14 protein-coding genes are annotated in these 18003 nt (G+C 27.8%); 4 read left to right on the top strand and 10 right to left on the bottom strand.

Annotated features, from left to right (window positions below; translation table 11 throughout):
* Positions 1–13: 13 nt before the first annotated feature.
* The 8 genes from IC213_RS08040 to serS form a co-directional block, all read right to left on the bottom strand.
* Positions 14–1303, bottom strand: a complete 1290-nt coding sequence (locus IC213_RS08040) for an EAL domain-containing protein (protein WP_227824329.1) — start codon at positions 1301–1303, stop codon at positions 14–16.
* A complete protein-coding gene (locus IC213_RS08035; RefSeq protein WP_227824330.1) occupies positions 1303–2892 on the bottom strand; it encodes a GGDEF domain-containing protein in 1590 nt (529 codons plus the stop codon). Before IC213_RS08035 ends, IC213_RS08040 begins: the two co-directional genes overlap by 1 nt.
* Complete coding sequence (locus IC213_RS08030) at positions 2885–4486, bottom strand: GGDEF domain-containing protein (RefSeq protein ID WP_227434386.1); 1602 nt, start codon at positions 4484–4486, stop codon at positions 2885–2887. Before IC213_RS08030 ends, IC213_RS08035 begins: the two co-directional genes overlap by 8 nt.
* Before the next feature lie 356 nt (positions 4487–4842).
* Positions 4843–6099, bottom strand: coding sequence for a serine hydroxymethyltransferase (gene glyA / locus IC213_RS08025; RefSeq protein ID WP_227434385.1), 1257 nt, complete (start codon positions 6097–6099; stop codon positions 4843–4845).
* 186 nt (positions 6100–6285) lie between these two features.
* On the bottom strand, positions 6286–7374 hold the full coding sequence (locus IC213_RS08020; protein ID WP_227434384.1) for a hypothetical protein: 1089 nt from the start codon (positions 7372–7374) through the stop codon (positions 6286–6288).
* Between the two features lie 285 nt (positions 7375–7659).
* The gene (locus IC213_RS08015) at positions 7660–8358 is read right to left on the bottom strand and encodes a response regulator (RefSeq protein ID WP_227862965.1); all 699 of its coding nucleotides are present in this window, start codon (positions 8356–8358) and stop codon (positions 7660–7662) included.
* A gap of 128 nt (positions 8359–8486) precedes the next feature.
* Positions 8487–9980, bottom strand: coding sequence for a histidine kinase (locus IC213_RS08010; protein ID WP_227434382.1), 1494 nt, complete (start codon positions 9978–9980; stop codon positions 8487–8489).
* A gap of 198 nt (positions 9981–10178) precedes the next feature.
* The gene (gene serS / locus IC213_RS08005; protein ID WP_227482072.1) at positions 10179–11450 is read right to left on the bottom strand and encodes a serine--tRNA ligase; all 1272 of its coding nucleotides are present in this window, start codon (positions 11448–11450) and stop codon (positions 10179–10181) included.
* A gap of 370 nt (positions 11451–11820) precedes the next feature.
* On the opposite strand from serS, the gene IC213_RS08000 reads away from it, so the two are divergent.
* Entirely contained in the window at positions 11821–12363 is a 543-nt protein-coding gene (locus IC213_RS08000) for a helix-turn-helix domain-containing protein (RefSeq protein WP_227434380.1), read from the top strand.
* A 180-nt stretch (positions 12364–12543) separates the two neighbouring features.
* Here the strand turns inward: IC213_RS08000 and IC213_RS07995 are convergent, their stop codons facing one another.
* Entirely contained in the window at positions 12544–14142 is a 1599-nt protein-coding gene (locus IC213_RS07995) for an amidohydrolase (RefSeq protein WP_227862964.1), read from the bottom strand.
* Between the two features lie 397 nt (positions 14143–14539).
* Here IC213_RS07995 and IC213_RS07990 point away from each other — a divergent pair, with 397 nt between their 5' ends.
* A complete protein-coding gene (locus IC213_RS07990) occupies positions 14540–15466 on the top strand; it encodes a carbon-nitrogen hydrolase family protein (protein WP_227862963.1) in 927 nt (308 codons plus the stop codon).
* A 199-nt stretch (positions 15467–15665) separates the two neighbouring features.
* Here IC213_RS07990 and IC213_RS07985 read toward each other — a convergent pair whose 3' ends face one another.
* Positions 15666–16661 (bottom strand): YhdH/YhfP family quinone oxidoreductase, encoded by a 996-nt coding sequence (locus tag IC213_RS07985; RefSeq protein WP_227482070.1) that lies wholly within the window; start codon positions 16659–16661, stop codon positions 15666–15668.
* Between the two features lie 120 nt (positions 16662–16781).
* Here IC213_RS07985 and IC213_RS07980 point away from each other — a divergent pair, with 120 nt between their 5' ends.
* Together IC213_RS07980 and rbr are read left to right on the top strand one after the other, a co-directional pair.
* Positions 16782–17219: a MarR family winged helix-turn-helix transcriptional regulator gene (locus tag IC213_RS07980; protein ID WP_227434376.1), complete on the top strand. Its 438-nt coding sequence runs from the start codon at positions 16782–16784 to the stop codon at positions 17217–17219.
* An 86-nt stretch (positions 17220–17305) separates the two neighbouring features.
* Entirely contained in the window at positions 17306–17893 is a 588-nt protein-coding gene (rbr, locus tag IC213_RS07975; RefSeq protein WP_227434375.1) for a rubrerythrin, read from the top strand.
* Positions 17894–18003 lie beyond the last annotated feature (110 nt).

Below are 18003 nucleotides of genomic sequence, written 5' to 3'. Positions count from 1 at the left end.
ATTCATATAATTCCTAACAATCATCCTGCACATCCAATATCATATTAAATGAATCAATTGACATAGGTTTATAATAATAATAACCTTGAACCATATCACATCTATACTCTTTTAAAGACTCTATATGTTCTTTAGATTCTACACCTTCAGCAATCACTTTCATATTTAAAGAATGAATTAAATCTATAATAGTCTTTATTACTAAACTACTATTGCCATTTAAGTTATTTAAAAAAAACTGACGGTCCATTTTGATAATATCAAAATGAGCATTAAGTAATACATTAAAAGAAGAATAACCATCTCCAAAATCATCTAGTGAACATGTAAACCCATATTCTTTGAAATCAGATACTACTTTTTTTAAACGTTCAGTATCATTTAAAGAAATTGATTCCATAAATTCAATTTCAATATAGTGCTTTGGAATATCATATTTTTCAAACACATCAATGTAATTTTGAACAATCCCTGGGTCATAAAAATGTGACTTTGAAATATTAAAACTAATTGGCACAACTTTCTGATTGTTTTTTATTCTTGTATCCAAGTACTGACACATTTGTTCAAAAGTATCAATATCAATTAATTTAATGTAGCCATTTTGGTTTAAAATAGGCAGAAATTTATATAATGGGATGCTGTTTCCATCTTTATCAAACCAACGAAGTAATGCCTCTGCACCTATAACCTTTCCATTTATTAGACTGATTTTGGGCTGTAAGTACGTGACAAATTCATAACCTTTATATGCATCTGCTGTCTCTATTTCCAGTTTCATACGGTCCATATAACTATTATAAAAAGAATCACCATAAAGTTCTATACAAGAACTTCTATTAAGTAAAGCTTCACTTTCTTTCCTACACAAATTCGCATAATTTAGTGCATCATAAAATGAGACTTCTGGGTTAATAATCACATAAATACCCATAGACATAAAAAGATTTCTATAAATCCGCTCATCATCTATACGATATAATATGTCAATTAGTGGTATCAATCGTTCATATATAAGATAGTTAGAATCATCACACCTTACTAAAAAAGCAAAGTTATCCGCATATAAATATGCAGCGTACTCCTTTTCTTCTAAAAATGTGGTTATTTTTTGAAAAACCAATGTCAGAATTTCATCACCTGCTTTACTTCCATACTTTGTATTAAAATAGCGAAAATTTTTAATGTTCAAGTGTATTAAAGCATATCTTTCATCACTACCTTTTATCTTACAATATTTTTCCAAAATATATGAAGTATCATACATATCACGCTTTAAGGTGCTATTATTTTCCGTTTCCATTACGATTGGCTCCTTTGTTTATAAATTGTATATACATTTCTTCCCTTATTTTTGGATTGGTATAAGGCTAAATCAGCATTTTTAATAAGAGTTAATTCATCACAACCATGCATATGTATCTCATTATATATCCCAAAAGATAAAGTGAGCTGTTTGGAATTTTTACTTTTTAAATGTACAATATTTTTGTCTCTCAGCTCTTTTTGAACTGATTCAACAAATGTAATAATTTCATCATCACTTCTATCAACAAATATACAGGTGAATTCATCTCCTCCATATCGTGCAGCAAAAGCATTGTTTGGTAAGTTCTTCTTTAATAAAGTAGTAACTTCTTTTATTGCCTCATCACCTTTTAAATGACCATAGTAATCATTATATTCTTTGAAAAAATCGATATCAACCATAACATATCCAATGGATAAAACCTCATCATCTTGGATTAATTTACTTATAAGTTTACTACAGTATCTTCGATTATAAATTTTTGTAAGTTCATCTATATCTGCTACTGTTTGTAGACTAACTTGCTTTTCCAACATAAGATTCTGTTCTTTTTCTCTTTCATAGAGAGAAAGAAGACTTTTGAAGCTTTCGCCCATTGATATCTTACTGTCCATTTCTCCTTTTAATATGGTTTCATAAAAAGTTTCATAAAGTTCATCAGTTTCATGCCCAAATAGAATTGAATATTGAACATGTAATTTTTGAATTTGTATCATTATATTTTGATTCGTATTTTTATACAATGTGTCTAATTGGTTTAAGCACCATGCTGCATCTTCTTCTCTTTTCAACAAAAGCAAAAATTCCATTAAATATAAATAAATGGATTTCAGTAAAAACGCTTCTTCCTTATTTTTAATCAACTTATTTATCAAACTATCTATTTTATGTAACGCTTCTGTTTCCTTATTTTCTAATAATAAAAGACGTATTTCTCCTTCCATAAATAATAAAGGTAAAATGCCAACTTCACATTTTACGCTTAAACATTTTTCATGATACTTCAGGGCTTTATCTAATTCTCCTTGAACACAAGAAAGGTGTAATAGATTCACAAGTATAGACTTGTAATAAAAAAGCACACTTTTTATAGGAATATCTTTTATAACATCTAATGCTTTTGTATAGAATTGCTCTGCAATTTTATATACACCACTTGTGTAAAATATATCAGCAATATTGTTATAGAAAATAGCACATGATTTTTTATCTTTAATTTTATAAGCAATTTGGATTCCTTCTAAATATATAGTAAGAGCTGCTATTTCGTCACAAATAGTAACATTTCGCAAGCCCTCTATTTTAAAATATTCAATTAAAACATCAAAATAATTTTTATTCTCAGCAATTTCTCTTGCCTTCTCTGAATGAAAATTATAAGCATCTACATCCCATTTCATTTGAAAATATTGTGCCAAATACACATGAGCCAATGCTTGTCCATAGAAGTAGTTTAACTGTTCTGATATCATTAGTAACCTATCACAATCGTGTTTATTAAACCTAGAATTATGCTCAAAACGACACTGAATTCGATCAATCAGCAATTGAATTTGTTCAAGTGCTACATTATAGTTATTCATTATGCACCTCTTCCATAGCAATTATTGATTTAGCATTATTTCTACCATTATTCTTTACATCATATAGTGCTTTATCTACTTCATCAAATAAATTAAGTACATCAACTTTAGTTGAAACTGTCTTATTACCATATCCAATTGACAATGTTATTATTTTTTCACATCGTGAATGTATATGTTCAAGACTTTTTTCTTTTATTGCTTCTTTTACTTGATTAACATATTCAGCCATTTGTTCAAAATTCAAATCCCAGCTAAGACAAACAAATTCATCACCACCATAGCGAAAGACTGCCATTTGTTCATTTGCCTTTTCTTTCAAGCTACTTGCTACTTGTTTTAATATTTCATCACCTTCCAAATGACCATAATAATCATTGTATTCTTTAAAGTAATCAATATCAAATATTGCAAGACCAATATTAGTATATCTATTACTATTGAGAATTTCATCTTGCTTAATATTAAAATAATAACGATTGTATACATTAGTCAATTCATCATAATTTACAAGGTCATATAATTCTTCTAATACTTTTTTTGATTGAGTATACTTAGTATAAGTGTCATTCAATTCAATTTTTGCACGTAAACCTTCTACTTTTAATAGATTTACTTGATTTTGTGCTTTTAAATATAAATCATAATACTCGTGGTAATGGTAATATAATTCTTTTTTTGTCTCAAATTTCTGTGAATACTTAATATTCAATTTACATAATTTCAATAAAGGCTCTGGTTCATCTTCTTTTATTAGCTCTTGTAAGGATTGTAATAATTCACTTGATTTTACTTTGTTTTTGATAGATATCATTGCTTCTAATGCATTCATCAAAAATTCTATGAGATAAACACGATTTGGAAAAGTCATAAGTCCATCATTCTGCATTTCCTGTAGATAATATAAACTCTTTTCTTGATTCTGTATCTCTGCATAATAAAGCAAATATGCATAATCAACATATATTTTTAAATCTTTCTCTTCGAAGGGAAGTAAACTCAATTCTTCAATAGTTGATTTCATCAATTCAAGCTTACCTAATTTTAAATATATATTAATGAAATTAATTAACAGCATTCGCAGAAAACGTGGCTTCGTATCTGGCAAAGAACGCAATACTTCCATTGATTTATCTAAATAGAACAGTGCTTCATCATATAATTCATAGTCCAAATAATAAGCACTAATATTCCCATAATTTATACCAATGCGATGTCTGATGTCTAATCTTTCAGAAACATCCAATGCTTTTAAAGTGTATCTAAATGCAGACTGTTTATCATATGAATTTAAAGAAAGTAAACTACACAGTGCATAAAATTTTTCTAATAATTCACTTGGATTCTTTTCATTAATATACTCTTGTGCATACTCCAACTCTTTTGATACGCATTTCATATTTGATTCCACATAGAAATAATAATCGGCACGCCATACATGTCCAAAAGCCACACTTTGCCAATCTTTACTTTCTTTTGAAATCGAAATCAGTTTATCACAAATCCCACAAATAACATCATCGTTCACATTAATGTTTTCATGTATTTTTCTCTTTAATTCCTCAATTTCACACAAAACGTAGTTTTCAATCATGGCATTACTCCAAATTTATTTTTTACAACATTATAACACACAAGTGCGGCTTTCCACAATGAGATCTACATTTGTGTATCATAAGTATTAAATAGACTATACTGCTGTCCATTGTTGGCAATAACATACCTATTTTCCTCTTATATCAATGGTTCACAGTTTTTTAAGATTTTAAATAAACTTTCATTTAAATTATTACATAGATTAGGAGTTCTTAGAAATTCCATTTTCTATTTTTCTACAAAAAAAGGAGATGATTCAAAGTTTTATTTTGAGGCATCTCCTTATAATAATTATATATTATTGGGTTTTATGTTATAGGCTTTATAGGTTGTGAGCTATATAAATCAATATACTTAATCTTCAAAATATCCTTCTGGATATAATGGGAATTTAGCTATAAGTTCCTGAGCTTCTACCCTACATTCATCTAATACTTCTTTATTATCAATATTTTCTGCTACCTTATTCATTATTCCTGCTATTTGCACAACTTCTTTTTCTTTAAGACCTCTTTGAGATATTGATGTAAGACCGATACGAACGCCACTAGTTACAAATGGTGATTGTGGGTCATCAGGTATAACATTTTTATTAACCGTTATTCCTACATATTCAAGAGCCTTTTCAAACTGCTTTCCTGTCAAATTTTTACTTCTTAAATCAACCATTACTATATGATTATCAGTTCCACCACTTACTATACTAAATCCGTGAGAAATAAGTTCAGCTGCCAAAGTTTTAGCATTTACTACTACTTGCTCCATTATTTTACGAAACTCATCTGTCCCTAAATACAATAGCGAAAACGTTTTCGCTGCAACTGTGTTAAGATGTATAGAACCTAATGTTCCTGGGAAAACACCTTTATCAAGTTTCTTTGCATGTTCAGCTTTACAAAGCACAATACCACTTCTTGGTCCACAGAAAGTTTTTGTTGTAGATGAAGAAACAAAATCTGCATAAGGTACAGGACTAGGTATTACTTTTGCTGCCACCAAACCTGCAACATGAGCCATATCTACCATAAAATAAGCTCCTACTTCTTTTGCAACATTTGATATTCTTTCATAATCTATCAATCTTGGATATGAACTCGCTCCTGCAATTATAAGTTTTGGTTTACACTCTTTTGCCTTCGCTTCAAGAGCATCATAATCTATACGACCAGTATTTGAATCTACACCATAAAATTCATATTTATAAATATCATGTAAGAAGTTTACTGTACTACCATGTGTTAAGTGTCCCCCTTGGTCAAGACGCATACTTAAAACAGTATCATTTGGCTTTAATATTGCTGAATATACACAATAGTTAGCTGTAGAACCTGAGTAAGGCTGTACATTTACATGTTCTGCTCCAAATATTTCTTTTGCACGTTTTATTGCTAGATTTTCAAGTTTATCTGCTTCTTCAGAACCTGCTTGGAAACGTGCTCCTGGATAACCTTCTTCTGTTTTATTTGTAAATACACATCCACTTAATTCAAGTACTTCTGTTGGTGCTGTACTTTCAGAAGCTATCATCTCGATATTATGCTCTTGTCTAACCAATTCACCAGCTACAATTTCGTATAACTCTGGGTCTGAAATTCTTGTTGTTTTTAACATAATAACACCTCTTCTTAATTTAATTATTTTTATAAATTTAATTAATTTTTATTTATATTTATATTCTACTATAATATTTTAATTAATTATATTATCAAAATTTGCAATTTATTTAACTATTTTGACTTTTTTATAATTTGTATTACAATAAGAAATTTTCTCAACTATCAATTATCCTAACTATATTTATTCCTGACTTTGAGTTGATTTTTCTCTACATGTAATTGCCCTATATACCATGCAAACTAAAATTAAAAGTCCCATATAACCTGTGTATGGATATAAAATATTTACTAGCTTACCAAATGGTAAAAAGCCACCAATACAAGCCAAAATAGCTACTACTGTTGTAACTAATTTAAATTTAGGGTGTTTGTCTTCAACAATTCTATTAGTCACAGACCATAAAAGTGGAACAGCAGTTGTATAGATACCTAATATAAGTGCAACTGAGAAACATACACCTACAATAGGAGATATATTATCTGCTAGATAAAGGGATGGTATCTCTTTCATATACAGGTTACCTATATCTGAAATCATAGCTAGATACATAACTATACCAGCAGTCATAAAAACTACACCACCTAATAATCCTCCCCAGAAAGCATCTTTTTTATTTTCAACAGAAGCTCCCATACCTGTTAAAAATACAATCATTACAATTATATTTAATGTATTGTAAATTACACCTGAAACTATTGGGCTTCCTGATGCTTTTGTAACTTCAATATTTTTCATTGCCTCTCCAACAACAGGTAATCCATCTAAGTGCTTAAATAAACTTATTAATCCAACTGCAATAGTAAATACTGCTATTACTGGTCCAATGCGCCCAAGTATATTTACTAATTTTTCAAGCCCCATGGATACTGTGATTAGTGTAGCAATAGACATTAATACCCTTCCTAAATAAGGATTTATTCCATAATATTCAGTTAAAGTTGAACCAGCACCTGAAATCATTACTATCAGAATTCCAAATAAAAATATTGGACTAAACCATTCATAAAATTTTCCTAGAATCTTTCCACAATAAAAAGTGTAAATTCTTGTTGGCTCTTTAAGTTTTAACTCTCTCCCCCTTGTTATGACTTCAACACCAAGAAATGAGAATAGTACCATCGATATTAATGCTCCAATCAATCCCATATATCCTTGGGATGCAAAAAATTGGAGTATTTCTTGACCAGTCGCAAATCCTGAACCTATTGCTGTTGCTAAATAAGCACCTGCAATACAGATAACATTTTTAATATTTACTTTGTCTGACATATCAACTTACCTCCATTATAAAGTTACCTTCTTTAACAAATATAAATTTACAGCGAATTTAAATGAATATTCTGTCTTTTTGGAATAATATTTAATTCACTTTTTTTATTTTGTATATTTTTTAATTTTTATTTATATATATTTTTTTATATATATAGGTACATCTTTTATAAGGTTCAATGTTATTAAATATGTTTAAAGCGCTTTAATTTTTGTTATTAATTAAAGTATACTTATCCAGACATTTTCAAACAATTATCTATATTGACTTTTTATTTATCAATTTCAATTTTTAATATTCAATTTATAAACTTTGGGTGTCATCCCTTTTTCTATCTTAAAATTCTTATAAAAGTTATTTAGACTGTTATATCCAACTATTTCCGCAATCTCATTTATACTTTTTTTTGTATTTTCAAGCAATTCTATAGATTTTTCTATTCGTATATGATTTAAATATGATATAAAGGTAGTATTCAAATTACTTTTAAAAATCCTAGATATATTGGATGGATTAGTTAAAAATAATTTAGCACAATCATTTAATTTTAAATCCTCACTATAATTTAAATTTATATACTCTAGTATTTCATTTAACAAATCATTGCTAGTATACTGATAACCAATAATCTTTTCTACAGACCTAGTAAACTCCTTCAAGTCTAGTGGTTTAAGAAGTATATCTTTTACATTTAATCTTAAAGCTTTTTGGGCATATTCAAAATAATCAAAGGCAGTTATTACTACAAATTTTATTTTTTTAGATATGTGAGATGTTCTTTCTATTACTTCCAACCCATTATATATCGGCATCTGAATGTCTATAAATACTATATCTGGCTCTAAACTAATTATCTTTTCTACTGCTTCGTCACCAGAAGTTGCTCTCCCAACAATTTCTATTGGCATATCTTTCATCTCTGTAAAATGTGTTATTATTTTTAAAACAGCTTCTTCATCATCTATTATTAGTGCTCTTCTCATGAGAATTCCTCCCTTTTAGCTTAATGATGTACAAAAAAGTAAGATGTAAAAAATAATATAGAAACATCTAATATATTTCTTTATACTGATAAAACTTATTAATTTTATCTAAGTTTTATACATATTCTTTATTCATTTTCAAGAGGGATTTTAATAATTATATAAGTACCTTCTTTACTATTTGATTTAATATTCATCTCAAAATCACTTCCATAAGCAGATGTGAACTTTGTATATATTAAAGATAGACCATGACCATTATTACTATGAATACCTGTTTTCACTTTTTCAATAGTACCTTCATCCAAAATAGTTCCATTATTACAGATTTTTATAACAGCATACTGACAATCTACACTTGCAACTATTTTAATTTGCTTTTCTTTATCAATATCTCTAAAACCATGTGTAAAAGCATTCTCTACAATAGGTTGAATAAAATTGAAAGGTACAGAAATCTTATATAACTCTTTGGGAATAACATATTCAACTTTTAATGCATTACCATAACGTAACTTTTGCAAATTTAAATAATTTTTAATATATAATATTTCAGCTTCTAATTCTACAAACCTTAAATCCGACCTCATTGTATATCTAAACATTTTAGACAAATCTATTATTGCACTATATAAATCATAGCAACCATCATCAAGTGCTATACTTGCCATTGAATTTAAAGTATTAAATAAAAAATGATGATTTATTCTCAAATTAGTAACCGTATCCTGTGCTACCTTTAGATTCATTTCAAGTTGTTCTCCATAGTGATATGTTCTTGCAATAGTTTGTTCTTTCTCTTGTAAATCTTTTCTTATATCATTAAATGAACAAAAATTTATTATGTTTTTAGATATTTGCTTTAATAATCTTTTTATGCTTCTAGCAGCACCTTCTGGAATATCATATAAATTACTATGAGTAGTATCTAGATTTAAATCAGATAACAATACATATCCTCCTCGAATAACTCCAATACTATTGTTCTTGTATAATATTGGAATATTATATATAGTTATCCCATACTTACATATGAATTGATTGCTACTTTTTTGATTCATACAATCGCAATTTTTAGGAAACTTCATAGGGTTACACTTTTCAAAACAAAATAATGGAAAATATGGATTTTTTAAAACTATGTTCCAAGAATCATCATATATAATCAGTGGAATTTTAAATGGATCAATAAACTGACCACGAATTGATTCTACTGCTGCATATAAATTTAAAGTACTTTCACTATAATTTATTAAGGTCTTTTTTAAATCGCTATTAGGATTGATTTCTATAACTTCACTTTCTCCTATATTTCCTACATTATTTGAAACAATAAGTTCTTTTATTGGTCCATCTCCTGTATTTATAGACTCATGTGTGCTACCAGATTCTATGTAAAAAATCATACCTTGCGAAAATGGCTTCCAAACTCCATTTATAATATATAACCCTTCTCCTTCTAAAATATATATCATCTGTTCTTGACCATAATGAACATGATTAAAATGTTTTTTACCTGGCATAGTAACTGCGATATATATATTCATAGCTTGTTTTGGGTTATTCTCATCATAAGTATGTTTCCATTCAATATATCCCCACTCAGTATTTTGAATTTTCATAAAAAAACCCTTTCTGTTTATAGATTATTTATATTCATTTACCCTTAAATAAATTATCAAATAAAAATGTGCACATACTCTTTCATATGATAGCTATACTATATCAATATTCATTAGTTTGTACACATTATTATATTAATTATTATTTTTTAATTATTTATAGCTTACTTTATTATTTAAAAATATATATCTTAATTGTTATTTAATAACAGAAACACCCATATATGGTCTTAAAACTTCTGGAACTATTACAGAGCCATCTGCTTGTTGGTAATTTTCCAATATAGCTGCTACACTTCTTCCAATAGCCAGTCCAGAACCATTTAATGTATGTGCATATTCAGCTTTAGAATTTTTGTCTCTTTTAAATCTTATTCCAGCTCTTCTGGCTTGAAAATCTTCACAGTTTGAACAAGATGAAATTTCAACATATCTGTTATAACTTGGCATCCAAACTTCTACATCATATTTAAAAGAAGCCGTAAATCCTAAGTCACCTGTACATATTTTTACTACTCTATATGGTAAATTTAATAATTGTAGCATATTCTCAGCATTATTAGTTAATTTTTCTAATTCATTGTAAGATTCTTCTGGAGCTACTATTTTTACCATTTCTACTTTATTAAATTGATGTTGTCTTACCAAACCTCTTGTATCCCTTCCAGCAGAACCAGCTTCTGACCTAAAACAAGGAGTATATGCTGTATAATTTATTGGTAGTTGCTCAAATTTAAGTATTTCATTAGCATGTATATTAGTTAAAGGAACTTCTGATGTTGGAATTAAAAAGTAATCTAATCCTTCTATTTTGAACATATCCTCTTCAAACTTAGGTAGTTGTCCTGTACCCAAAAAACTATTTCTATTTGCCATAAATGGTGGAATAATTTCTGTGTATCCATTTACTGTTGTATTTGTATCTAGATAAAAATTTAATAATGCCCTTTCTAATCTAGCTCCTAATCCCTTATAAAGAGTGAATCTTGAACCAGTTATTTTACCAGCTGTTTCAAAATCAAGTATACCTAACTCAGTCCCTATTTCCCAATGAGCTTTAGATTCAAAATCAAAATTAGACGTCTTACCCCAAGTTCTCACCTCAACATTATCTTCATCGGTTTCCCCTTGTGGTACTTCTGAATGTGGTACATTTGGAATTCTCATTAACAAGTATTCCATTTTTTCCTCTACATCTTTAAGGTTTTGGTCTATAACTTTAATCTTGTCAGATAACTCTTTTAGCTTAATTTTTTCATTTTCTACATCTTTACCTTCTTTTATAAGATTTGGTATATTTTTAGATGCAGTATTTAATTCGTTTTTCATAACCTCAACTTCTTGAAGAATTTTTCTTCTTTCATCATCTAACTTAACTACTTCATCAAGATTAAAGGCTTTTTCACCTCTTCTTTCCATTGCTTTTTTTATACAATCTAAGTTTTCTCTTATTCTTTTTATATCAAGCATTTTTTCCTCCTCAATACTTTAAGATTGGATGTTATCTCTTAATCTCAGTTAACTTTGATAATAGTATATTTGCTTAAGGTTAAGAAATCTTTTTCTGTCTTATCCGAACCTATTATTTTTATTTAGTTATATTTTACTCACTTTTTTACATATTGTCAAATTATATTTAATTAAATTAATATAATTTAATTTTTCATCATTAATCTTACTTTTACTTTCATTATAATTATGCTAATTTTAGCAATCAATTATCTATTTTGACTTTTTTTTTATCAATCTTATATAATTATCAATTTTCATATAAATTTTTTTACCTTATGATATAATTCTTTATATATTCTTTGTCAGATGTTAGAATAGGAGGATTTTAATGAGTAATTCAAGTATAGGTAAAAAATTGACTTTATGTAGAAAAAAACAGAACATTAGTATAAAAGATTTATCTAAATTAATTAAAGTTACACCTTCTTTAATTAGTCAAATAGAAAAAGGAAGCGTAAATCCATCCATAAATTTTTTAAAATCAATTTCAAATGCTTTAAATGTACCATTAATTACTTTTTTCGTTCCTTCTATTGATGATTCAGAATTAATTGTAAGAAACAATCTTAGAAAAATAGTAATTTTTCCAGAATCAGAAAATATTTTATATGAAATGTTATCCAATAATCCATTTAATAAATTCGAATTTGCCATTATGAATTTGTCCCCTAAGTCTTACTGTAAAGAAAAAAATGGGCATGCTGGAGACGAAGTTGCTTATATACTTAAAGGAAGTGTTGAACTTAGTTTGGAAGATGATATATTTGAATTAAATGAAGGTGATAGTGTAAAAATACCTTTTGGTATGAGACATAAATGGGGAAATCCAAGTGAAGTTGAAAGTAAGGTAATCTACATAGTTGTGTCCTAAAAACACAAATTTTCAAGGCAGAATTAATAAAATTATGGCAATGAACCTTTAGACCTAATAAGCTAGCCCTTCAGTCACATATAATATTATTTAACTCTACCTATTTTATTAGATTTTATTTTTACATAATATTTTTTATACAATACTTTTACATAATATTTAAAAGAATATAATTCATATCTATTTTAATGAATATAATACTTCCCCTTCTACTATTGTTTGTAAAACTTTAATATCTTTTATTTTAAGAGAGTCAACAGTAAGTGGATTTTCATCTAGTATTATTAAATTAGCTAGTTTACCTTCTTTGATTGAACCCTTTTTATCTTCTTCAAAATATTGATATGCTGCATTTATAGTAACACCTTTTAAAGCTTCTAATGGGCTTATTTTTTCATTTTCACCTATCAATACTCCTTTTTTTGTAATTCTATTAACCGCACACCATATTGTTTCAAGCATATTAGGTGCTATTACAGGTGTATCTTGATGTAAAGTATAAATTAAACCTTTTTCTATAGTTGTTTTAATTGGACTAATCTTAAATGCTCTATCTTCCCCAAGGTTTTTAATATGAATATCTCCCCAATAGTATGTGTGAGCTACAAAGTATGAGGGTATCATGTTTATTTTTTCCATTTCATCAATTTGGTCTTCTCTTACAGTTTGAGCATGTATCATCACAGGTCTCATATTATCTTTAATATTTTTTCCTGTTATAACTTTTTCAAATAAGTTTATCAACTGGTCTGCCGCTGCATCCCCATTACAATGAGTTAAAAGTTGCATTTTTTCTTCTACTGAAATGTTTATAAATTTCTCTACTTCCTCATCTTTATATATAGAATACCCACGATAACCATCTTCTGAATTTTCATATGGTTTCGTTAACCATGCTGTCTTTCCTTGAGGAGAACCATCTAAAAATATCTTATATCCTCCTATTTTAAATTTATTTACATATTTCTTTACAAAATTTTTATTATCATCTTTTACAGATTTACTATTTTTTAAATCTACATATCCTACAATATCTATTTTTAGTCTATTTTGATTTGACATTAGTTTTAAGAGATTAAATTGATTATCTGCCATTAATCCCTCTTGTGCTGTTGTAATACCATAACTTAAATAAATATCTTGTACTTTTTCAATTAGATTACAAACTTCATCTAATGATGGTTGTTTTATTTTAGATGATACTTTAAAAAAGGCATTTTCCTCCAAGTATCCATTTGGCTCTTTACTCCCTTTGACTCTGCCTATATGCCCTCCTTCTGGGTCTTGTGTTTCATGAGTAACACCTAATTTTTTTAATCCTAAAGTATTTGCAACTCCCATGTGACCAGAAGCATGTGAAATTAGTATTGGATTTTCTAAAGATGCACTATCTAATAAATCTTTATCTGGATGAATATTTTCTTCTAAAAAATTGTTATCATACGAAAAACCAATTATCCATTCACCCTTTTTTATATCATTTGAATCTTTAAAATCTTGTATTTTCTTTACTATATCTTTAAAGCTAGTTGCATCTTCTAAAGGAACTAATCTTAGGGTAGTAGCAAAAGCTGTCAAATGACTGTGTGAATCTATAAAGGAAGGCATCAATGTTTTACCCTGCAAATCTATGACTTCTGTTTCATTATTTTTTAAAGCTAGAATTTCTTCTTTTGTTCCTATTTTTTTTATTATTTTATCTTTTATAAGAATAGCATCTCCACATATTGAATCTTCCATTGTAAGGATATTTCCATTATAATAAATTTTTTCTTTCATAAAGTTCTCCTTAAATTGTCTATTTTGATAAATTTATTTTAGTATTTTATAATTAATTATTCATATTTCATTAAGCTTATTTTTTTTAATATTAACTAATATTAATATATGAAAATCTCATTTTTAATTATTGTTCGCCAAGAAATAAATACTATTCATTATAAATATTATAATTTAATAGTCATAATATTGATGTGAAAAATTAATATTATATGTTAATAAAAAAAGTACTTAATATGAATTATTTTTTTGTATAATTGTAATTTGCTAAATCATGATGTATCATTTTAAATATACAGTTACATCATTATTTACAAGATAAGATACTTTTTTCTCAAATAAAACCTGATGTAATCTGTTCAAATCAACAAATTCAAATATTTTTTAGGAGGTTTTTATGAACAAAGAAAATAAAAATGTAAGAATTGCTGTTGTTCAGGCATCACCAATTATAATGGACTTAGATAAAACTGTTGAAAAAGCATTAGAATTAATTAAAGACGCTGGTAGAAAAGGGGCAAATATAGTAGTTTTCCCAGAAGCATTTATACCTGCATATCCAAGAGGACTTTCATTTGGATTTGTTGTTGGAAGTAGAACAATGAAAGGTAGAGAAGATTGGAAAAGATACTATGATAATTCTGTACCAGTACCTAGTGCTACAACAGATTTATTAGGAAAAGCAGCCCAAGAAGCAGGAGTATATCTATCAATGGGAATAACAGAAAGAGATGGAAACGATATAAATTGCACTCTTTATTGTACAAACTTATTTTTCTCACCAGAAGGTAAACTTATTGGTAAACATAGAAAACTTAAACCTACAGGAACAGAAAGATGCATTTGGGGTGAAGGTGATGGAAGCACTCTTACAGTTGTTGATACTCCATATGGGAAAATGGGTTCATTAATTTGCTGGGAAAACTACATGCCACTAGCTAGAACAGCTCTTTATGCTAAAGGTGTAAAACTTTATATAGCCCCTACTGCTGATTCAAGAGAAGAGTGGCAATCAACTATGAAGCATATCGCTTTAGAAGGAAGATGCTTTGTTATTGGATGCAATCAATATGTTGAAAAAAATATGTACCCAACTGACCTTAACTATTATAAAGAACTTGATGCAGAACCAGAGATTATGTGTCCAGGTGGAAGTTGCATAGTTGACCCTTTTGGAAAATATGTAGCAGGCCCTATTTTCAATAAAGAAGAAATATTAATAGCTGATTTAGATTTAGAACAAATAGTTCTTAGTAGACTAGATTTTGATTCAGAGGGTCACTATTCAAGACCTGATGTATTTGAATTAATTGTTCACGAATAGTCTTTTTATCCAAAATCTTTACATAAACTTTTTACATAAAAATCAAAATGAGATACTCTTAAATAAAATAATTTTAAGGTATCTCATTTTTTATTTTATGATTTGATGTTATAGTTTTACATTAAAACTTACTTAACTATATATTAAGAACCAATTATATATTCAGAATCAGTTAACTTAACTATAAACCTAACCTTCACTACAATCCTAAATCAACTACTGTTCTTCCTACATGCTTTCCTTCTATTATTGAATCTATGCTTTTACTCAATTCATTTAATGATACTACAGTTACCATGTCATCTAAATCTTCTAGCTTCCATTCATTTGACAATAAGTCCCATATTTTTAATCTCAAATTCATTGGACAATCTACAGAATCTATACCATATAAAGTAACACCTTTTAATATAAATGGATATACTGAACTTGTAAAATCAATTCCACCTGCATTACCACATGTTGTAACTGCTCCACAATAATTAGTTGTCTTTATTGCTGTTGATAAAGTATTTCCTCCTACTGTATCTATTACTCCAGCCCATCTTGGTCTAAGTAGAGGTCTCCCTGAATTATCATCTACTTCTGATCTATGTATAACATCTTTAACACCTAGTTTTAATAATGTGTCTTTTTGTTCTTCCAATTTTCCTGTTGAAACTGCAACTGAATATCCCAATTTAACTAATATTTTAGTTGCAATCACAGCAACTCCTCCAGTACCACCAGTAACTAGTACATCTCCCATATCTTTGTCTACAGTATTTACAAATTTATATACAGATAAAGCTGCTGTAAATCCTGCTGTACCATAATCCATTGCTTCTTTTAGAGAAAGATTAGTTGGAAGTTTGACAACCCAATTAGAAGGAACTCTTATATATTCTGAAAATCCTCCAGAGGTGTTCATTCCTAAATCATAACCTGTTACCAAAACTTCATCTCCAACTTTAAAATCATCACAACTACTAAATTCTACTACACCAGATGCATCTATTCCTGGAGTGTGAGGATATTTTCTAGTTACACCCTTATTTCCATTTGCTGAAAGTGCATCCTTATAATTTAGTGAAGAATATTTTACTTTTATCAGAACATCTCCTTCTGGTAGTTCATCTATATCTCTTTCGATTATATTTCTCTTAAAACGTCCCTCTTCTTCTGTAATATATAGTGATTTAAAATTTTTACTCATAAATTTCCTCCCAATACATTTAGTTTTATGTTAAACTAATTATAGTTGAAAAATAGTTTTATGTCAAACTGCTTTTTATTTCAAAGTACCTCAAATAATTTAAAGATTGGAGATTAATTTATGGAAGATAAATATATTATACATTTTATAAGTAAGACAAAAGCTAATATGCTTAAATTCATTGAAAATAAACTCAATAAAAACGGTTTAAATGAATTGTTGCCTACACATGGAAATATACTCACTGCACTTTATGAAAATAATGGAATACTTACAATGAAAGAAATTGCAACTAAAATAGGAAAAGACAAATCTACTGTTACAGTATTAGTTAATAAACTTATAAGTCTAGGATATATAGAAAGACAAAAGAGTGACAATGACAAACGTATTACATATATAAAACTTACAAAGAAAGCAATGCTAATAGAGGATACATTCAATAGTATTTCATCACAAGTTAAAGAAACAGCCTACTGTAATATCACAGAAAAGGAAAAGCAAGAATTTCTTAGAATTTTAAAAAAAATCAATAATAATTTCAAAAATGCTGACTAAATTGAGCATAATTATATCTAGTTTTGGAATAATAAATAAAAAGAATCAAATATTGTAAAAATTTATTGTTAATAGAGAGGTATAATATGAATTTAAAAGACAGTAAAACTAAAGAAAATTTATTGAGAGCTTTTGCAGGTGAAAGCCAGGCTAGAAATAGATATAATATTTCTGCATCTGTAGCAAAAAAAGAAGGATTATATATAATAGAATCTTTATTTAATTATACTGCTGACCAAGAAAAGTCACATGCAAAACAATTTTTTACTAAATTAAAAGAATTTGCTGGAGAAAATATAAGTATATCAGGAGCATATCCTGTAGATTTATATGATAAAACAGCTCAACATCTTAAAGCTGCACAACATAATGAGCTTCAAGAGTGGGATGATGTATATAAAAACTTTGGAAAAACAGCACGTGAAGAAGGTTTTGAAGCTATAGCTAAATTATTTGAAAATATAGCTGAAATAGAAAAAGTTCATGGTGATAGATTTGGTAGATATGCTACTGATTTAGAAGAAGGTACTTTATTTAGAAGAAATGAAGATATCCAATGGATATGTACAAACTGTGGACATATTCATATTGGTAAAGAAGCTCCAAAAGCTTGCCCTGTTTGTCTTCATCCACAAGGATATTTCTTGGACTTTAAAAATTCATTATTTGAATAAGTAAAAATAATCTACTGTATTTAAGCAATTTATTACATTGATACTATCTAGTTTTATAAATATTAGATTATTCTAATATGAAATTATATTATAAAAATGATATTATCCAT

The sequence above is a fragment of the Clostridioides sp. ES-S-0049-02 genome, from assembly GCF_020658465.1.
Classification (GTDB): Bacteria; Bacillota; Clostridia; order Peptostreptococcales; family Peptostreptococcaceae; genus Clostridioides.
Note: the sequence above shows the minus strand (reverse complement) of the source record. Positions and strands in the feature narration are given on the sequence as shown.

Bases quoted from the DNA above. Each gene is read 5' to 3' on its own strand.
- IC213_RS08040 (WP_227824329.1), bottom strand. From the start codon at position 1,303: ATGGAAACGGAAAATAATAGCACCTTAAAGCGTGATATGTATGATACT.
- IC213_RS08035 (WP_227824330.1), bottom strand. From the start codon at position 2,892: ATGAATAACTATAATGTAGCACTTGAACAAATTCAATTGCTGATTGAT.
- IC213_RS08030 (WP_227434386.1), bottom strand. From the start codon at position 4,486: ATGATTGAAAACTACGTTTTGTGTGAAATTGAGGAATTAAAGAGAAAA.
- glyA (WP_227434385.1), bottom strand. From the start codon at position 6,099: ATGTTAAAAACAACAAGAATTTCAGACCCAGAGTTATACGAAATTGTA.
- IC213_RS08020 (WP_227434384.1), bottom strand. From the start codon at position 7,374: ATGTCAGACAAAGTAAATATTAAAAATGTTATCTGTATTGCAGGTGCT.
- IC213_RS08015 (WP_227862965.1), bottom strand. From the start codon at position 8,358: ATGAGAAGAGCACTAATAATAGATGATGAAGAAGCTGTTTTAAAAATA.
- IC213_RS08010 (WP_227434382.1), bottom strand. From the start codon at position 9,980: ATGAAAATTCAAAATACTGAGTGGGGATATATTGAATGGAAACATACT.
- serS (WP_227482072.1), bottom strand. From the start codon at position 11,450: ATGCTTGATATAAAAAGAATAAGAGAAAACTTAGATTGTATAAAAAAA.
- IC213_RS08000 (WP_227434380.1), top strand. From the start codon at position 11,821: ATGAGTAATTCAAGTATAGGTAAAAAATTGACTTTATGTAGAAAAAAA.
- IC213_RS07995 (WP_227862964.1), bottom strand. From the start codon at position 14,142: ATGAAAGAAAAAATTTATTATAATGGAAATATCCTTACAATGGAAGAT.
- IC213_RS07990 (WP_227862963.1), top strand. From the start codon at position 14,540: ATGAACAAAGAAAATAAAAATGTAAGAATTGCTGTTGTTCAGGCATCA.
- IC213_RS07985 (WP_227482070.1), bottom strand. From the start codon at position 16,661: ATGAGTAAAAATTTTAAATCACTATATATTACAGAAGAAGAGGGACGT.
- IC213_RS07980 (WP_227434376.1), top strand. From the start codon at position 16,782: ATGGAAGATAAATATATTATACATTTTATAAGTAAGACAAAAGCTAAT.
- rbr (WP_227434375.1), top strand. From the start codon at position 17,306: ATGAATTTAAAAGACAGTAAAACTAAAGAAAATTTATTGAGAGCTTTT.